At 31.3% G+C, this 17,854-nt stretch carries 15 protein-coding genes; 5 read left to right on the top strand and 10 right to left on the bottom strand.

The genetic code is table 11. From position 1 onward, the window contains the following. Window positions 1–6 precede the first annotated feature (6 nt). The 5 genes from rplT to FRY74_RS00625 all read right to left on the bottom strand — a co-directional run bounded on the left by rplT (window position 7) and on the right by FRY74_RS00625 (window position 4,732). Window positions 7–354, bottom strand: a complete 348-nt coding sequence (gene rplT / locus FRY74_RS00645) for a 50S ribosomal protein L20 (protein ID WP_147097614.1) — start codon at window positions 352–354, stop codon at window positions 7–9. A gap of 114 nt (window positions 355–468) precedes the next feature. After that, window positions 469–663: a 50S ribosomal protein L35 gene (gene rpmI, locus FRY74_RS00640; RefSeq protein WP_147097612.1), complete on the bottom strand. Its 195-nt coding sequence runs from the start codon at window positions 661–663 to the stop codon at window positions 469–471. A gap of 22 nt (window positions 664–685) precedes the next feature. Then, window positions 686–1,243 carry a translation initiation factor IF-3 gene (gene infC, locus FRY74_RS00635; protein ID WP_147097610.1) on the bottom strand — a complete coding sequence of 186 codons (558 nt, stop codon included), beginning with the start codon at window positions 1,241–1,243 and terminating at the stop codon, window positions 686–688. Between the two features lie 22 nt (window positions 1,244–1,265). Continuing rightward, on the bottom strand, window positions 1,266–3,206 hold the full coding sequence (gene thrS, locus FRY74_RS00630) for a threonine--tRNA ligase (protein ID WP_147097607.1): 1,941 nt from the start codon (window positions 3,204–3,206) through the stop codon (window positions 1,266–1,268). A gap of 149 nt (window positions 3,207–3,355) precedes the next feature. After that, the gene (locus FRY74_RS00625) at window positions 3,356–4,732 is read right to left on the bottom strand and encodes a tryptophanase (RefSeq protein ID WP_147097606.1); all 1,377 of its coding nucleotides are present in this window, start codon (window positions 4,730–4,732) and stop codon (window positions 3,356–3,358) included. A 278-nt stretch (window positions 4,733–5,010) separates the two neighbouring features. On the opposite strand from FRY74_RS00625, the gene FRY74_RS00620 reads away from it, so the two are divergent. Further along, window positions 5,011–5,433 carry a hypothetical protein gene (locus FRY74_RS00620; RefSeq protein ID WP_147097604.1) on the top strand — a complete coding sequence of 141 codons (423 nt, stop codon included), beginning with the start codon at window positions 5,011–5,013 and terminating at the stop codon, window positions 5,431–5,433. A gap of 96 nt (window positions 5,434–5,529) precedes the next feature. Then, entirely contained in the window at window positions 5,530–8,064 is a 2,535-nt protein-coding gene (locus FRY74_RS00615; protein ID WP_147097602.1) for a CUB domain-containing protein, read from the top strand. 54 nt (window positions 8,065–8,118) lie between these two features. Here FRY74_RS00615 and FRY74_RS00610 read toward each other — a convergent pair whose 3' ends face one another. From FRY74_RS00610 to FRY74_RS00600, 3 genes are all read right to left on the bottom strand, one after another. Beyond that, window positions 8,119–8,565: a YhcH/YjgK/YiaL family protein gene (locus tag FRY74_RS00610; protein WP_147097600.1), complete on the bottom strand. Its 447-nt coding sequence runs from the start codon at window positions 8,563–8,565 to the stop codon at window positions 8,119–8,121. Window positions 8,566–8,572: 7 nt separating this feature from the next. Continuing rightward, window positions 8,573–9,532 (bottom strand): isopenicillin N synthase family dioxygenase, encoded by a 960-nt coding sequence (locus FRY74_RS00605; protein WP_147097598.1) that lies wholly within the window; start codon window positions 9,530–9,532, stop codon window positions 8,573–8,575. Window positions 9,533–9,612: 80 nt separating this feature from the next. Continuing rightward, window positions 9,613–12,153, bottom strand: a complete 2,541-nt coding sequence (locus FRY74_RS00600) for a TonB-dependent receptor (protein ID WP_147097596.1) — start codon at window positions 12,151–12,153, stop codon at window positions 9,613–9,615. A gap of 209 nt (window positions 12,154–12,362) precedes the next feature. Between FRY74_RS00600 and FRY74_RS00595 the strand changes: the two genes are divergently transcribed. Both FRY74_RS00595 and FRY74_RS00590 read left to right on the top strand, forming a co-directional pair. Then, window positions 12,363–13,700 carry a M16 family metallopeptidase gene (locus FRY74_RS00595; protein WP_147097594.1) on the top strand — a complete coding sequence of 446 codons (1,338 nt, stop codon included), beginning with the start codon at window positions 12,363–12,365 and terminating at the stop codon, window positions 13,698–13,700. A gap of 27 nt (window positions 13,701–13,727) precedes the next feature. After that, window positions 13,728–15,821, top strand: coding sequence for an insulinase family protein (locus FRY74_RS00590; RefSeq protein ID WP_147097592.1), 2,094 nt, complete (start codon window positions 13,728–13,730; stop codon window positions 15,819–15,821). A gap of 70 nt (window positions 15,822–15,891) precedes the next feature. Here FRY74_RS00590 and FRY74_RS00585 read toward each other — a convergent pair whose 3' ends face one another. Together FRY74_RS00585 and FRY74_RS00580 are read right to left on the bottom strand one after the other, a co-directional pair. Beyond that, window positions 15,892–16,362: a DUF4442 domain-containing protein gene (locus tag FRY74_RS00585; protein WP_147097590.1), complete on the bottom strand. Its 471-nt coding sequence runs from the start codon at window positions 16,360–16,362 to the stop codon at window positions 15,892–15,894. After that, window positions 16,355–17,308 carry an NAD(P)H-dependent flavin oxidoreductase gene (locus FRY74_RS00580; protein ID WP_147097588.1) on the bottom strand — a complete coding sequence of 318 codons (954 nt, stop codon included), beginning with the start codon at window positions 17,306–17,308 and terminating at the stop codon, window positions 16,355–16,357. The genes FRY74_RS00585 and FRY74_RS00580 overlap by 8 nt, the downstream gene beginning before the upstream one ends. Window positions 17,309–17,435: 127 nt before the next feature. Between FRY74_RS00580 and FRY74_RS00575 the strand changes: the two genes are divergently transcribed. After that, the gene (locus FRY74_RS00575; RefSeq protein ID WP_147097586.1) at window positions 17,436–17,816 is read left to right on the top strand and encodes a hypothetical protein; all 381 of its coding nucleotides are present in this window, start codon (window positions 17,436–17,438) and stop codon (window positions 17,814–17,816) included. Window positions 17,817–17,854 lie beyond the last annotated feature (38 nt).

The raw sequence follows: 17,854 nt of genomic DNA, 5'->3' as shown, positions 1-17,854 counted from the left end.
GTTGATTTATTTTTTGATTGAATCAACTACAGCTTTAAAAGCTTCTGGGTGGTTCATTGCTAAATCAGCTAAAACTTTTCTATTCAATTGAATATCTTTTTTTGCTAATTCACCCATAAATTTAGAATAAGACATACCGTGCAATCTTGCACCTGCATTAATTCTTTGAATCCATAAAGCTCTGAAGTTTCTTTTCTTTTGCTTTCTACCAATGTATGCATATACACCTGCTTTTTCAACAGCATTTTTTGCTACTGTCCAAACATTTTTTCTTCTGCCAAAGAAACCTTTGGCTTGCTTCATTACTTTTTTTCTTCTTGCTCTTGCCGCTACTGCGTTTACCGATCTAGGCATAATTTTTAACGTTTTTTGATAGTTAGTGCTCTTATTGAGTCTTTATACTAATTACCTGGTTTAATACTTTTTTTAATTTACGATAACCGATTTATTGAAAACAATAAAAAGGAATTAGATTCCTAATTGTAATTTGATGCTTTTTTCGTCTGTAGAATCTACAAGACCCATTTTAGTCAAATTACGCTTTTGTTTAGTCGTTTTCTTAGTTAAGATGTGACTTTTAAAAGCATGTTTTCTTTTAATTTTTCCGGTTCCAGTTAATCGGAATCTTTTCTTAGCGCTAGAACCAGTTTTCATTTTAGGCATACTATTATTATTTAATTGTTAATTACTTTTTGTTTACTTTTTTAGGAGCTAAAAACATAATCATTTTTTTGCCCTCTAATTTTGGTAAAGATTCAACTGTTGCTATATCTTCTAAGGCTTGAGCCATTTTTAATAAAAGAATTTCTCCTCTTTCTTTAAAAACAATTGTACGTCCTTTAAAAAATACGAAAGCTTTCACTTTAGAACCTTCTTTAATAAAGTTCTCAGCATGCTTCACCTTAAAATCAAAATCATGCTCATCAGTGTTTGGTCCGAAACGAATTTCTTTAACCACCATTTTTTGAGCTTTTGCTTTAATTTCTTTTTGTTTCTTTTTTTGATCGTATAAGAATTTCTTATAATCAATAATCTTACATACGGGAGGTACAGCATTAGGAGAAATTTCAACTAAATCGAGTTCTTTGCTTTCTGCAAGTGCTAAAGCATCTGCAAGTGAATAAACTGCAGGTTCAACATCGTCAGCAATTACTCTTACTTCTCTTGCTGTAATACGGTCGTTGATTTTGTGTAAATCTTCTTTCTTTACGAATTTTCCTCTATTTTGAAATCTCTTAGCTATGACTAAATCCTCCTATAATTAATTAGTTATTATTTAAATCTTTTTTTACTTCGTCGTTTATAATATTGGCAAACTCTTCAATACTAAATTCTCCTATATCTCCCTCGCCATGTTTTCTTACCGAAACAACATTGGTTTCGGCTTCTTTCTCTCCGATAATCAACATAAACGGTACTTTACCAACTTCTGCATCTCTAATCTTTCTGCCAACTTTTTCGTTTCTTTCGTCTACGAAGCCGCGAATATCGTAATTATTTAGCAATTTTAAAATATTTTGGGCATTTTCATTGTACTTTTCACTTACTGGCAAAATTGCTACTTGTTCTGGAGTTAACCAAAGAGGGAAATTTCCGCCACAATGTTCAATTAAAACAGCTACAAAACGCTCCATAGATCCAAATGGTGCACGATGAATCATAACAGGTCTATGCATCTCATTATCACTGCCTTTGTATTCTAGTTCAAAACGCTCAGGTAAGTTGTAATCTACTTGAATTGTACCTAATTGCCAACTTCTTCCTAAAGCATCTTTAACCATAAAGTCTAATTTAGGACCATAGAAAGCTGCTTCACCAGTTTCTACAACAGTTTTTAAACCTTTAGCTTTGGCTGTATTTATAATTGCTTGTTCTGCTTTTTCCCAATTTTCATCAGAGCCAATGTATTTTTCTTTATTGTCAGGGTCACGTAAAGAAATTTGAGCAGTAAAATCTTCAAAACCTAAAGCTCCAAAAACATAAAGCACCAAATCTATTACTTTCATGAATTCTTCTTCAACTTGATCTGGACGACAAAATAAGTGCGCATCATCTTGAGTAAAACTTCTAACACGAGTTAAACCGTGTAACTCTCCACTTTGTTCGTAGCGGTATACAGTACCAAATTCAGCAAAACGAATAGGTAAATCTTTATAAGAACGAGGAGATGTTTTGTAAATTTCACAATGGTGAGGACAGTTCATTGGTTTTAATAAAAACTCTTCACCTTCGTGTGGAGTTAAAATTGGTTGAAACGAATCTGCACCATATTTCTCGTAATGACCAGAAGTGATGTAAAGGTTTTTATGACCAATATGAGGTGTTACAACAGGTAAGTATCCTGCTTTTAGTTGTGCTTTTTTCAAAAAGCTTTCTAAACGCTCACGAAGCATAGCTCCTTTAGGTAACCATAAAGGTAACCCTTGTCCTACATTATCAGAAAAAGCAAACAATTCTAATTCTTTACCTAATTTTCTGTGATCGCGTTGTTTGGCTTGCTCTAATAATTCTAGATATTCAGTTAGCATTTTTTGTTTAGGGAATGATATTCCATAAACACGAACCAGCTGAGCATTGTTTTGGTCTGCTCTCCAGTAAGCTCCTGCAACATTCATTATTTTTACAGCTTTTACAATTCCTGTGTTTGGAATGTGTCCACCCCTACATAAATCAGTAAAATCTGAATGGTCACAAAAAGTAATTTCGCCATCGTTTAAGTTTTCAATTAACTCAACTTTATACTCATTACCTTCTGATTTATATTTTTCTAGAGCATCTGCTTTAGAAACTTCACGTAAACTAAAATCAGCTTTTTCACGAGCTAATTCTAAAAACTTGTCTTCAATTTTTTTAAAATCAGATTCATGAATAGTATGTTTACCACAATCAACATCATAGTAAAAACCATTTTCGATTGCAGGTCCAATAGTTAATTTAATTCCAGGATATAATTTTTCTAAAGCTTGTGCTAAAATGTGAGCTGAAGAGTGCCAAAAAGCTTTTTTACCTTCTTCGTTATCGAATGTATAAAGAGTAACATTAGCATCTGAGGTAATAGGTGTGGTAACTTCTACGGTTTTGTCATTTACTTTTGCCGAAATTACGTTTCTTGCAAAGCCTTCGCTTATGCTAATTGCCACATCCATTGCTGAGCTTCCTTTAGGAAGTTCTTTTACAGCGCCGTCAGGTAATGTTATTTTTATCATTTTACTTAAAATTTTAGAATTGCAAAGTTAATGGAAATAATTAGGATTGATGAATTAACAATGTAGAAATTATGATGTTTTAATTTGTGATATAAAAAGATAAAGGAGTTCTATTAGAACTCCTTTATCTTTTTAATTTCTTTAGCCTTTTATATTTCTTCAAAGTGAGCTGTAAAATGTCTTAAAAACTTAGGTTCTTTAGTTATTTTATATCCTTTTATCTGGTCTTTTGTTTTTAAAATTTCGTCAAAAGTTTCAATTACATATTCAATATGACTTTGCGTATAAACTCTACGAGGAATAGCCAAACGAACTAATTCCATTGGTGCTGGAATTAATTTTCCATTTTCGTCGTATTTGCCAAACATTACAGAGCCAATTTCTACAGTTCTAATACCAGCCATTTTGTATAATTCACAAGCTAATGCCTGTCCTGGGTATTGATTTACTGGTATGTGAGAATACAATTTTTTTGCATCAATATAAACAGCGTGACCCCCAATAGGCATCATAACCGGAACACCCATTTTATGTAGGTGCTCACCTAAATAAGCTGTGCTTTTTATCCTGTATTCTAAATAACTGGGATCAAAAACTTCTTTTAAACCAATTGCTAAAGCTTCCATATCTCTTCCAGATAAGCCTCCATAAGTAGCAAAACCTTCAGTGATAATTAAAAGCATAGTGCAAGCTTCTGCAAGTTCTTTATTTCTAAGTGCTAAAAACCCACCCATATTTACCAAGGCATCTTTTTTAGAGCTCATTGCAGCGCCATCTGTTAAGGCAAACATTTCTTGAGCAATTTCTTCATATGTTTTATCTTCAAAACCTTCTTCGCGGTGCTTAATAAAATATGCATTCTCTGCAACTCTACAGCAATCAAGTAAAAGTAAAATATTATTTTTTTTACAAATAGTACTGACTTCTCTAGTGTTTTTCATGCTAACTGGTTGGCCACCTCCACTATTATTTGTTACAGTAAGAATAACAGCGCCTATGTTTTCTGCTCCTTTTTCATTTATTAGATTTTCTAATCTACCAATATCAATATTTCCTTTAAAAGGATGGATTAATGATGGATCGTTTGATTCAGAAATCGCAATATCTAATGCTTCAGCACCAGAAAATTCTATATTTGCTCTTGTGGTATCAAAATGAGTGTTACTGATAAAAGTTTTTCCAGAACCACCTAAATGACCATAAATAATACGCTCAGCAGCTCTTCCTTGATGAGTAGGTAAAATAAATTCCATACCTGTTAAATGCTTTACAGCATTCTCCATTCGTTCCCAAGATTTAGAACCTGCATAAGATTCATCTCCCCGCATAATTCCTGCCCATTGTTCTGCACTCATAGCAGAAGTACCACTATCAGTTAAAAAATCGATAATTACCTGATCTGATTTTAATAAGAAAGGATTGTTTTTTGCTGCTTTTAAATATTCTTTTCGTTGTTGTTCTGTTGTAACATATATTGGTTCAACCGATTTAATTTTAAACGGTTCGATTATCGTTTTGTGTTTCATTTTTTTAATTGAAAAATTTGATATAATGTTAATTTGAAAAATGTATTTGTTGAATAATTGAAATTTCAACTGTTCAGTTACATCAAAAATTATCTCTACGCTTAATATTACGGAGGTAGTTTAGTGCTTTAATCCTAGATTGGGTGTAATATTTATGTTCTTGAATCACTCCTCAAAAATGAGAAAATTACCCTGCTTAATTTATGATTAAAATCAGTTCATTATATTTTTTTAATGAAAATATTAAGTTCAATTTTGAAGGTGTAATACGTTAAATCATGGATAAAAAAATAAGTGAATATATCTTAGAAAATAAAGTAATGACAATAGCAACATCAGTTAATAATGTGCCATATTGTGCAAATTGTTTTTATGTATTTGATGAAGAAAAAAATATATTAATATTCTTATCGGATGACAGTACTCGTCATATAAGTGAAGCTCTTAAGAATAACATTGTTGCAGGCACTATAAATACTGAAGTAACTTCTGTAGCAAAAATAAAAGGATTACAGTTTACAGGTAATTTTATTAATCCTGAAGGAGAACGACAAAAGCGCTTTTATGATGTTTATTACAATAAATTTCCATTTGCAAAAGCTAAGCCATCTCTAGTTTGGGGGGTTGAATTGAATTTTATTAAAATGACAGATAATACTCTAGGATTTGGAAAGAAAATAATTTTTGAAAAAATAACATAAATATGTAATTATCGTCAAAAAATAACATCAAGCATCCTTTTTGATTTGAAAACGTTTAATTTGCTAATACAGCCTATTAATTAATGTTTTTAATCGATGAATAGATTTTATACTCAATTTAAAATTATCACTTCCGCTTTAGGGTTTCTTTTAATTTCTATTTGTATGAATGAATTAAAAGCTCAGTGTAATAATGGTTCTTCCTATGGAAGTGTCTCTGCTCCTGGTGCTAGCGTCGTAACATCAATAGTAACAGATCAATGGCAGAGTGAGTACAGTACAATAACAGGAGTTGTCGCAGGTGCAACATATATATCTTCTTATAATAATACCGGTGGAGCAAGGGCTTATATTACAGTTCGTTCAGGAAGTTCTGGAGGGGCTGTTGTTGCAAATGGTCTTGCTCCATTAGAATGGACTGCAGCTGTTGCAGGTAATCATTACGTTCATTATAATACTAATGCCGCTTGTGGAACAGCTTCAAATAGTAGAAGATCTACAATTGGGAGATCTGTTATTACTATATCTTGTAGTACAACTTTTACAGATTTAAATGGCGGAAGTGACTATGGAAATAATCAAACTATGATTTGGAAATTTTTCCCATCAAATCCTGGCGAGAAAGTTAGAGTTGCTTTTACTGCGTTTTCAACTGAGAATAATTATGATGGGATGATGATTTATGATGGAAATAGCACTGCGGCTACATTAATTTCATCAGGATTAGGGGTTGGATCCAATCCAACAACTTGTCCTGTGGGTTCTTGGAGAGGAGGAGGAAGTCCCGGGACTATAACATCAACTGCTCCAGATGGTTCTCTTACTTTTGTATTCTTATCGGATAACAGTACTACTGCAGCAGGTTGGTCTGCAAATGTAACTTGTTTTTCTCCATGTGCTACAGTAGCAGGTACTTCGTCTTCATCTGTTACAACCTCTTGTGGAACAGTTAGCACTTCACTATCATTAGCTGGAGAGGGTGCTGGAACTATTCAATGGCAACAATCTACCGATGGTGGAACTACTTGGACAAATATTGCCGGAGCAACAACAGATCCATTTGTGTATTCAACAAATACAACAGCTCTTTTTAGAGCAGCGGTAACCAATGGATGTACCTCTTATTCAACTACATCTTCAATTACATTTTCTTGTCCTGACATTATACATCCATCATCTGGTACTAGTTCAACTACTATTCAATGTGGAGGTAGCTATACTTATAGAGATCCGGGTAATACAAATAATTATGGAAATGATCAAAATGGGTTAATAACCATTTGTCCTTCAACACCAGGTCAATATGTTAATGTAAATTTTACAAGTTTTAATACGGAGGGGAGTTTTGATTATTTTTATGTTTTTGATGGTTATGACGCTCACGCTCCTTTATTGGGAGTTTATGATGGAAACGGAGCATTATCAGGAAACGTAAAAGCAACATCCTCAAATTCTTCAGGATGCTTGTCATTTCGATTTTATTCTGATGGTGCAACAGTCAGATCGGGTTGGGAAGGAACAGTAACTTGTTCTGGAACACCTTCCGCTATAGTTCCAACTACTAATCCAGAAGATTGTCAAGGAGCAATAGTAGTTTGTGGAGACGAAAATTTATTTGGAGGGGTAAATAGTTCAGGGTATCATGAACTTCCAGATCCATGGAATTATTGTATTGCTGATGGAGAAAATCAATCTACCTGGTATGCTTTCTCTCCAGCAACATCAGGTACTATTGCTTTTGAAATTATTCCTGATTCTCCTACCGATTACGATTGGGCAGTATGGGGTCCTTATGCTTCATTAGAATGTCCAGCTTTTAATAATGACCCTACATTAAGATGTTCATCGTCTCAATTGTATGGCAATGGAAATACAGGATTGCTTGCTGCTGAAACCGATACAATAGAGCAAAATGGCGAGTACGCAGGGTGTTGTGGTGCAGATGGAGATGGTTTTTTAAAACCAATAAATGCTCAAGCAGGAGAAATTTATGTATTGATGTTAGATAACTGGGATGTAAATTCAGTTGGTTTTGAATTGCATTGGAATTTAACAAATGGAGCAACCTTGGATTGTTCGCCTGTTTTACCTGTTAATCTAGTTAGTTTTACTTCTTTATGTGATGGAAATAACACAATACTAAACTGGGTAACAGAAACAGAGACCAATAATGATTATTTTGCTTTAGAAAAAAGTGATGAAAATTTTGAGTTCTATGAAATAGGGCGAATAAGTGGAAAAGGTAATTCAAACATTACAAACACCTACACTTTTACTGATAAATTAATTAATGAAAATACTTCTTACTATAGGTTAAAACAAGTTGATTTTGATGGCAAAGAACATTATCATAGAATAATTGCATCTAATTGTTTTAAAAATTCTTTCGATGTAAGTAATCTACATTTAACAGATAATAAATTAGATATGATAATAAGTAGTTCCTCAAATGAAGAAGTTATTATTTATTTATATAGTAGTACTGGTAGGTTAATATCACAGCAAAAAACAATTATAAATTCGGGAAACAATAAGTTTTCTTTAAATGATTTAAATGTCAATTCGGGAATTTATTTTGTCGCAGTAGTTGGTAAACAAAATAAGTTTAGTGGAAAAATCATAAAAGAATAAAGTTACAATGAAAGCTATTTAGTTAATTAAAGAAACTATTTTAAGAACGATAAATTAAATTTTTACTTTAACTACAACTTTTTTTACAAATTCTATGTTTTCAACTTTTATGCAAGGCATGTGAATATCATCTGGAAAAAAGATAGTAAACATTCCTTCATTTACTCTTATAATTGTATAATCTGAGTTATAAAAATAATAATCATTATCTTCATTAAATTCAGTTGTTTCTTGATTATTTAAAGTGGTAATTCCCATTAATTCATCACCACTTATCATAAATTGTATATCAATATATTTTTTATGACTTTCCAATTTGCAGTTTTCTATTTCTTTAGTGTCATATTCTTGTAAAAGAACAAAAATATCTTCACCTTCTATAAGATGTTTGCCTAGTGATAATTGAGAGAAATCAGTTTCTAAAATATATGTAAAAGCTCTTGCTATTCTTTGATTAAGATTAACATAGAGTTTATAATTATCAATTTTATCAAGTATCATTATTGTTTTATTTTATCAACCCTATTTCTCTAAGTCTTTGCATTAAGTATTCACCTGCAGTAATATCATCAAATGCTTTTGGATTGTTTTCATCGATACAAGATGGAAGGCAATTTAATTTCATTTCTGAACGCGGATGTAAGAAAAATGGAACGGAATAGCGGCTAGTACCTAATTTTTCTTTTGGAGGGTTAACTACACGATGTGTTGTAGATCTTAATTTATTATTTGTTAAACGTTGAAGCATATCACCAACATTTACAACGATATGATCTTCTATTGAGGTTACTGCTTTCCATTCATTTTGTTTGTTTAATACTTCTAAACCATCTGCTGAAGCTCCAACTAATAAAGTAATTAAATTGATGTCTTCATGAGCTCCTGCTCTTACTGCTCCTTCTTCAATTTCCCCTGTAATAGGAGGGTAGTGAATAGGTCGAGAAATACTATTTCCATTATGAATGTGCTCATCAAAATAATTTTCAGCTAATCCTAAATACAGCGCAATTGCACTAAGCATATGTCGTCCTGTATTTTCAAATGTTTGATAAGCTTCTTTACCAATAGATAGAAAGTCAGGAATTTCAGTAACATTAACATTTTCAGGATATTCTTCTCCTATTGGGTCATTATCTTCAACAAATTGACCAAAATGCCAAAACTCTTTTAAGTCTCCTGCAGTCATACCTTTAGCATGTTCTTTTCCAAATGAAGTATAACCACGTTGACCACCACCACCTTCAATTTCGTATTTCTTCTTTACATCCTCAGGTAAAGCAAAGAACTGTTGAATTCTATCATAGAATTGATTTATTAAGCTATCTGAAACACCATGATTTTTAACTGCAACAAAACCAATTTCTTCGTAGGCTTTTCCCAGTTCTTGAATAAACTTGTTTTTTCTTGTTGCATCTCCTGATAAAAAATCAGATAAATCTACTGATGGAATTCCTTTTGGTGTGCTCATTAAAATTGATTTAGTTTAAAACAAAAATAGCATTTTAGGTAGTAAAAATTAATATGCTATTAAACTTAATTTTGATTTGATTAAAAATCAACATGAAGTTTCACGTTTAATTGACGTGAAGTCAGGTAATTTGGAACAGCATAGCTTCTTCCACTTACGTCTTCTAACCACAAATAAGATATAACATTACTGATTTGTAGTAAATTGAAAACTTCTGCACTTATCCATACATTTTTTAAATGTTTGATTGGGTTGTTACCTTTAAATTCTTTTTTATCACTTTTTAGATGGTAAGAAAATCCTAAATCTACTCTTCTGTAATCTGGCATTCTAAATGTTGCTTTATATCTTTCTTGAGTGTTTGGAGGGCCAAAAGGTAATCCCATTCCATAATATAATGCTATGTGCATTTTAAAACTTGGTAATTTGGGAATATAATCTTGAAAGTATAAAGAGAAGTTTACTCTTTGATCTGTTGGTCTTGGAATATATCCTGGTTCAATTCTAATACTATCAACTGCTGAATTGTTAACCGTATAACCAGGAATAATTTTTTCACCTTCATTATTGTAGTAGTCATAGTAAAAGTCGTCTTTCAAATCTTCGGCAGTTTTCATAACAGACATACTAAACCATGATTCTACCCCTTTAACAAATTCTCCATTAATTTTAAAATCGGCACCAGTAGAGTATGCTTTTGCGTTGTTTTTTGCATAGTAGCGAATTCGAACATTATCTATTTCATATGGAATAACATTTTCCATGTGTTTGTAATACAATTCGGCAACAAATTTAAATGGTCGTCCCCAAGCTTTAAAATTATGGTCAGCCCCTAAAACAGCTTGGTAAGAAACTTGAGATTTAATATCTCTATTAATTTTACCATCAAAGTCTCTCATTTCCCTGTAAAAAGGAGGTTGATAATATACACCTCCAGATAACCTAAATAAGTAGTCATGTTTCCAATTTGGTTGAATAGAAAAAGATCCTCTAGGGCTAAAAATAAATTCTTTATTTAAATCCCAATAATTACCTCTAATACCTATGTTAAAAGCATATTTAGTTGTATCGCTTTCCCAATTATAACTTCTTTGTAAATAACCACTGTATCTATTACTTTGAAGTGAAACTTTTGATTTTAACACCTCATTAAGTTCTAAAAGTTGAGGTGTTTGAGCAGCTGGATTTACATAACCAACAGAATCTAATGGTTTAGGTGTAAGATACCCAGTAGAATCAATTATTCCCCATTCATTTAGTTTGTCAATAATATCTTCGTGTTGATATTTTACACCCCAAAATGTGGTATGGTTTGATTTGTAAATTTTCCCTTTATGTTCAATGTTAAAAACAGTGGCGTCAAGTTGGTTTCTTGCATGGTCTAAGTAGGTGCCAACTCCTCTATTAAATTTTACATCTCCAAAATTATCTTTACTTAAGTCACGTTCTAATTCATCAATTCTATAGCCACCTTCTATGTCAAATCTTTCATCTTCTAAATCTCTAAAAACAGAGCTAATTAATTTTAGTTCAACATTTTCTTTTGGCTTAAAAGTATTGGATATAGCTCCAAAATAAGTTTGAAATTGGTCAACTTCTTGTCCGTCAAAATATACAGTTAATTGTAGAGCTTCGTTAATGGTTCCAAACTCAGTTTCTCTTGTGTCAGGAATAAATTTGTATTTATTTCGAGCAACATTTCCTAAAAAACCAATTTCCCATTTTTCAGAAATATCATAAGTTAAATAAGTTTGAATATCATAAAATGAAGGTTGATACTCTCCATCGGTGTCTAAGCTTTGTAAAACGTATTGGTTAGTTTTGTATCGAGCTCCTGTTAAATAAGTAAAACGATGATTTTTACTAGCTCCACCAAAGTTTATGTTAGCTCCTTGAAGACTTACCGTAACACTTCCTTCAAATTCTTCAGGTTCTTTATAGGTAATATCTAATACTGAAGCCATTTTATCGCCATACTTAGCAGCAAAACCTCCAGCAGAAAATTCTATATCGCTAACCATTTCTGAATTAATAAAACTTAATCCTTCTTGTTGGCCACTTCTAATCAAAAAAGGTCTAAATATTTCAATATCGTTTACATAAATTAAATTTTCATCATAATTACCGCCTCTTACAGAATATTGGGAACTTAGTTCATTGTTGGAAGAAACACCGGGTAATGTTTTTAAAATCGCCTCAAAACTCCCGGATGAACTCATAAAATCAGAAGCTAAATTGGGTTTAATTTTCACCATCGTTTCAGTTCTGTTTTGTTCTTCTTTTAATTCAAACTCAGTAATGTTTGTGGTGCTATTTTTAAGTTTTGGGTTAAAAATAAATACTTCATTAGAAGATAATTTAAACTTTTCTCGAATAGGAGTGAATCCAATGAAAGTAATGCCAACAACTACTTCTTTATTAGCCGGTATTTTAATAGAAAAATTTCCGTTTTTATCAGAAACATCACCCTTAATACTTCCAACTATAGCGACACTAGCTCCTTCTATTGGGTTGTCTTTATTATCAATTAACTTACCTTTTATAGTTGCAGTTTCTTGCGCATTAAGAATTGAACTCGCTAATAAGAGAAGTATGATAGATATAAATAGTTTACTGTTCATTAATTAAGCGCTGTTTTTTAACAGGGATTCAAAAATAGCTAAAATAGTTTAGGCTATTAACCATTTCTTAATGCTATTATTGTTTGTCTAGCAGTCAAATTTCCTTTTACATAAATATTTTACCATTGGTGTATATTGTTTTGTAGAGTGTTTTATTATTAACTATTTTCGTAGTGTTATAATTATTTAGAGAAATAAAAGATAAGAATATGAGAAAAATTTTAATGTCAGTTGCTTTGTGTGCAGGCATATTGAGTGTTCAAGCACAAAATAAGATTGAGTTTGAACAATACAAACTCAAAAATGGTATGAATGTAATTTTACATGAAGACCATTCAACTCCTATTGTTGCAGTAACTGTATTGTACCATGTAGGGTCTAAAAATGAAAACCCAGAAAGAACTGGATTTGCTCACTTTTTTGAACATTTATTATTTGAAGGTTCAGAAAATATAGAAAGAGGTGAGTACATGAAATTAGTTCAAAGTAATGGAGGTATTTTAAATGCTAATACATCATTTGATAGAACATTTTATTTCGAGATTTTACCTTCAAATCAATTAGAGTTAGGTTTATGGTTAGAGTCTGAAAGATTGTTACATGCTAAAATTGATGAAACAGGTGTAGAGACTCAACGAGAAGTTGTAAAAGAAGAATATCGTCAGCGTTATGACAATCAACCTTATGGCACTTTTTTACCTCAAATGTTTAAAAGAGCATTTGTTGAACATCCATACCAATGGGTTCCAATTGGTTCTTTAGAGCATTTAAATCAAGCTAAAATTGAGGAGTTTAGAGATTTTTATAAAACTTACTATGTACCAAATAATGCAACATTATCTATTGCTGGAGACTTTAACAAACCACAATTAAAAAAATGGATTGAAACATATTTTGGTTCTATACCAAAAGGGACAAAAGAAATGAATAGACCAACTGTTGTTGAGCCTATAAAGAAAGAAGAAGTAAGAGATGTTATTTATGATAATGTTCAATTACCTGCAGTAATGATGGGATATCACACACCTGCTCAAGGAACACCAGATTCTTATGCAGTTAGTATGTTAGCTCAAATTTTATCTCAAGGTAAAAGCTCTCGTTTACAAAAAAGTGTAATGGATGAACAACAAAAAGCTTTATTTGTGGGTGCTTTTCCATTTCCAACTGAAGATCCAGGAATGGCTTTAATGTTTGGGATTACTAATATGGGGGTTTCTATTGATGATTTAGAAGCTGCAATTGATGCTGAAGTTGAAAAAGTTCAAACAGAACTTATAAGTGATGATGAATTTCAGAAATTAAAAAATCAAATTGAAAATGATATGATTTCTCAAAATTCAAAAATTGAGGGAATTGCAGAAAGCTTAGCAAATTACTCTGTTTATTATGGTGATGCAAACTTAATTAATACTGAAATTGATAGATACTTGAAAGTAACTAAAGAGGATATAAAAAGAGTTGCAAACGAGTATTTTAGAAAAGACAATAGAGTAGTGTTACATTATTTGCCAAAATCAGAAGATAAATCAGCTACAGAAGAGAAATAATTGAATATAAGATAAAAAATTATACAGATGAAAAAGATATTATCAATATTAAGTGCAGCACTTATTTTTACAAGTGTTGTATCTGCTCAAAAATTAGATCGTAGTAAACGACCTGCACCTGGAGCAGCTCCTGAAATTAAATTAGGAGAAATGCAGTCATTTACATTAGAAAATGGAATGAAAGTTTTTGTGGTTGAAAATCACAAATTACCTAAAGTTGCTTTTTCTTTATCCTTAGATGTCGATCCAGTAATGGAAGGAGATATGGTTGGTTATACTTCAGTAACAGGAGAATTATTAAGTAGAGGAACTACAAATAGAACAAAGGATGAGTTTAATGAACAAATCGATTTTATTGGTGCTGACTTTTATACTTCATCAAGAAGTGTTTATGCTGGTTCTTTAAAAAAGCATCAAGAAAAATTATTAGATATTATGTCTGATGTAGTAATGAATGCTGATTTTAAAGATGAAGAATTAGATAAAATAAAAAAGCAAACATTGTCTGGCTTACAGTCTTCAAAAGATAATCCTGATGAAATAGCAAGTAATGTTCGTTCAGTTTTATTATATGGAAAGAACCATCCATATGGTGAAATCACTACAGAAGAAACTGTAGAAGCTATTACTCTTGATAAATGTAAAGATTATTATAAAACTTACTTTAAACCAAATGTAGCTTATATGGCTGTTGTTGGTGATATTACATTAGCTGAAGCGAAACCATTAATTGAAAAATATTTTTCTAAATGGGAAAAAGGAGAGGTTCCTACAAATAAGTATAAAACTCCTTTAGCTCCAAAAGAAACTAAAGTTGCTTTTGTACATAAAGAAGGATCAACTCAATCGGTTATTAATATTACTTATCCAGTAAATTTAAAACAAAATAACCCAGACGTTATTAAAGCAAAAGTAATGAACTCTATTTTAGGTGGAGGTTCTACTGCTCGTTTGTTTATGAATTTACGTGAAGGTCATGGATATACTTATGGCGCTTATTCTTCGTTATCTCCAGATGAATTAGTTGGTAGTTTTAACGCTTCAGCTAAGGTTAGAAATGAGGTTACAGATAGTGCAATTTTCGAATTTAATAATGAGTTAAAAAGAATGGTAACTGAAAATGTAACTGAAGAAGAGTTAGAGGGAGTTAAAAATTACATGACAGGTACTTTTGCTTATACTTTACAAGATCCACAAACTATAGCTCGTTTTGCAATTAATACTGTTAAGTATAATTTACCTAAAGATTATTATGCAAATTATTTAAAAAATGTTGCTGCAGTTACCGTTGAAGATGTAAAAGCAATGGCTGAAAAATACATTAAACCAGATAATGCTCATATTTTAATTGTTGGAGATAAAGCTGTAGCCGAAAACACTGCTAAATATAGTGCTGGAGAAAAAGTTGATTTTTATGATACTTATGGTAATGATTATGTTGAGGCTCTTAAGCCAGCAGGCGAAGGTGTAACAGCTCAAACAGTTTTAGATAAAGCAATTTTAGCAAAATATGGAATGCCTAAAGGAAAAGCATTAGATAAAAAGTTAAGTAAAATAAAAGATTTAACTGTTAAAATGAATGCTTCAATACAAGGGCAATCAATTAGCGTTACTCGTTACCAAAAAGCACCAAACAAATTTGCTATGGTTATGGCAATGGGAACTATGGTTGTTCAGAAACAAACTTTTAATGGGACTGAAGCTAAGGTTAGTGGCATGCAAGGAAACAAAACTTTAGAAGGTGATGAGTTGGAAGAAATGAAATTAAGTTCTGTTATGTTTGATGATGTAAAAGATTCTAAACATACTTATAATCTTTTAGGGATAGAACCTATAGAAGGTAAGGATGCTTATAAGATTGAAAAAGTGTCACCAACAGGGAATAAAGAAACAGAATGGTATGATGTTGAATCAGGAATGCCTGTTAAAGCTATGCAAGTTAAAGAAAGTGAAGAAATGGGAGGTACTATGGTTATAACTTCTTTATTTAGTGATTATAAAGAAGTAAATGGAATTAAGTTTGCTCATAAAATAGCACAAAGTTTCGGCCCACAAGCTTTAGATATGGAAGTTCTTTCAGTAGAATTTAATACTAAAGTTAGTGACGATACTTTTGAATAAGCATTAGAATCATATATGTTTAAAAAGCCCGAACTATTTAAGTTCGGGCTTTTTATTTGGGGGTTAAATTTTATTTACACTTTACAGAAACAATTAACTTAAACTTAGCAACAACTTCATTTTCGATATTTAATACATTTACATTTGTCGTTTCATTAATTCGTTCTTCTGTTTCTATTGATTTTTTAATTGCATCTTCAACTTTTTTTCCGTCTTCAGAAACAAAAATACAATCAGATTCAGCTCGTTTAAGAAACTCACATTCCATTCCTTTAAAAGCAAACGAAACCGTTTTACCATATTTGTTAGCAAAATAGAAGGCGTGTAAACCACCAGCAACATCAGCACCAATTGCTAAAGACCCAAAATACATCGAATTTAAATGGTTTTTAGTTCTTCTTTTTAGTCTTATTTTAACTTTAGTAGTAGTTTCAGTAATCTCTACAAGTTTTAATCCTGTATAACCAATCATTGGTATTTTAAACTTACCTAAAAGGTAGAGTTGCCACTTAATTTTTTTAATTAAAGCAGTATTATCCATTTACCAAAGATTTTACAATGTCATTTATTGGTTTTATTTCTTTTACATATTCTATCGTAGGACCAGCACACCAAACAGTTTTGTAAGTGGCTCCAAATGCAGCATTCTGTAGATTTTTCATCCCTTTGTAGAAGGTAAAAGCTTTAAACCATTTTTTTAATTGTTTATTCTTGTTTAATATTTTTTCTAAAAAGTTTTGGTCTGTACCAATTTTTTCAACGTAAGGAGTTTTAATAACCGTACATCTCGAACCCGATAATTTAGTTGTGAACACAATGTCTTTTGCTCCATAATTTACACATGCTTCTTTATAATCTTGAGAAACACCACTTTCTGATGAGGCAATAAACAAACTACCAATAGAAAGCCCAGCAGCACCAAGGTCTAAAATTTGTTTCATTTGTTCATGATTTCCAACACCACCAGCTGAAATTACAGGAATGTTACAATTTTCTATTAGCAAAGGAATTAGCTCTTTGTATGATAAGTTTCCAGCATGTCCTCCAGCTTCTTTATTTACAGCTATTAAAGCATCTGCGCCTAAGGCTTCAACTTTTTTTGCATAAGCTAAATCAGTTACATCACAAAAAACTTTAACACCAGCTTTATGAGCTTGATTTATCGTTTCTTCTGGAGATCCTAATGATGTAATAATATAATCAACTTTATGTTTACAACAGGCTGTTAATTGTTCTTTGTATAAAAAATTAGACTTATTTACAATCAAATTTATTCCAAAAGGGCCTTCACACTTTTCTTTTAATTCTTTAAGTGCTATTTCAAATTCTTCAATAGTTCTAAAGTTAAGTGCTGGAATAGCTCCAGTGATACCAGATTTTGAGGCTGCAACAAGCATTTCTATGTTAGATACTAGAAACATAGGAGCCATGATAATAGGATACTTAATGTTTAAAATATCGCAAATACTTGAGTTTTGTTTTTCCATGAAATAAATATACAACAATGAAGAGTAAAGTTAAGATGTTTAATTTAGATTAATAAAAGATTATGTAAAATACGCTATAATTAACGCCTTTTATTGTAATTTTATGTTTTCTTAAAAATAATCAAAAATGAAAACCATAGAAGCAAATAAACTTATTGTTAAGTTACAAAAAGATATAGCTAAATCAGGAATTGTTAAAGAACAATTAGTTAAGGATTTGAAAGAATTAAGACCTTATGCTTTAACAGAAGAAGATCCAACGTTAACAAAAGTAATTCGATTAACTTATGAGCATATAGAAAATACAGGGACATTTAACATTCCAATTCCAGCTGATGAAGCAATTTTAGAAGGAGATGAAGAAGTTGAAGCTGAAGTTATGGATATGGAAGATTTTGAAAATAAAAGAATGAGTTTAGATTATTTATTGTCTTTGATGTTGGATAGAACTAATCCTACAAATCAACAAGATTTATGTGAATATAGAGATATGCTAAAAGCATATTAAAAAGAATAGAATATTTTGTAAATAAAAAGGGAGGTATT

The sequence above is a fragment of the Vicingus serpentipes genome, assembly GCF_007993035.1.
Lineage (GTDB): Bacteria > Bacteroidota > Bacteroidia > Flavobacteriales_E > Vicingaceae > Vicingus > Vicingus serpentipes.
The sequence above is the reverse complement of the archived record's forward strand: the minus strand, read 5'-3'. Positions and strand labels throughout refer to the sequence as shown.

Excerpts from the sequence above, each read along its gene's own strand:
- rplT (WP_147097614.1), bottom strand. The coding sequence starts at position 354 with ATGCCTAGATCGGTAAACGCAGTAGCGGCAAGAGCAAGAAGAAAAAAA.
- FRY74_RS00595 (WP_147097594.1), top strand. The coding sequence starts at position 12,363 with ATGAGAAAAATTTTAATGTCAGTTGCTTTGTGTGCAGGCATATTGAGT.
- FRY74_RS00585 (WP_147097590.1), bottom strand. The coding sequence starts at position 16,362 with ATGGATAATACTGCTTTAATTAAAAAAATTAAGTGGCAACTCTACCTT.
- FRY74_RS00605 (WP_147097598.1), bottom strand. The coding sequence starts at position 9,532 with ATGAGCACACCAAAAGGAATTCCATCAGTAGATTTATCTGATTTTTTA.
- FRY74_RS00625 (WP_147097606.1), bottom strand. The coding sequence starts at position 4,732 with ATGAAACACAAAACGATAATCGAACCGTTTAAAATTAAATCGGTTGAA.
- FRY74_RS00590 (WP_147097592.1), top strand. The coding sequence starts at position 13,728 with ATGAAAAAGATATTATCAATATTAAGTGCAGCACTTATTTTTACAAGT.
- FRY74_RS00610 (WP_147097600.1), bottom strand. The coding sequence starts at position 8,565 with ATGATACTTGATAAAATTGATAATTATAAACTCTATGTTAATCTTAAT.
- FRY74_RS00575 (WP_147097586.1), top strand. The coding sequence starts at position 17,436 with ATGAAAACCATAGAAGCAAATAAACTTATTGTTAAGTTACAAAAAGAT.
- rpmI (WP_147097612.1), bottom strand. The coding sequence starts at position 663 with ATGCCTAAAATGAAAACTGGTTCTAGCGCTAAGAAAAGATTCCGATTA.
- FRY74_RS00620 (WP_147097604.1), top strand. The coding sequence starts at position 5,011 with ATGGATAAAAAAATAAGTGAATATATCTTAGAAAATAAAGTAATGACA.
- FRY74_RS00615 (WP_147097602.1), top strand. The coding sequence starts at position 5,530 with ATGAATAGATTTTATACTCAATTTAAAATTATCACTTCCGCTTTAGGG.
- FRY74_RS00600 (WP_147097596.1), bottom strand. The coding sequence starts at position 12,153 with ATGAACAGTAAACTATTTATATCTATCATACTTCTCTTATTAGCGAGT.
- thrS (WP_147097607.1), bottom strand. The coding sequence starts at position 3,206 with ATGATAAAAATAACATTACCTGACGGCGCTGTAAAAGAACTTCCTAAA.
- FRY74_RS00580 (WP_147097588.1), bottom strand. The coding sequence starts at position 17,308 with ATGGAAAAACAAAACTCAAGTATTTGCGATATTTTAAACATTAAGTAT.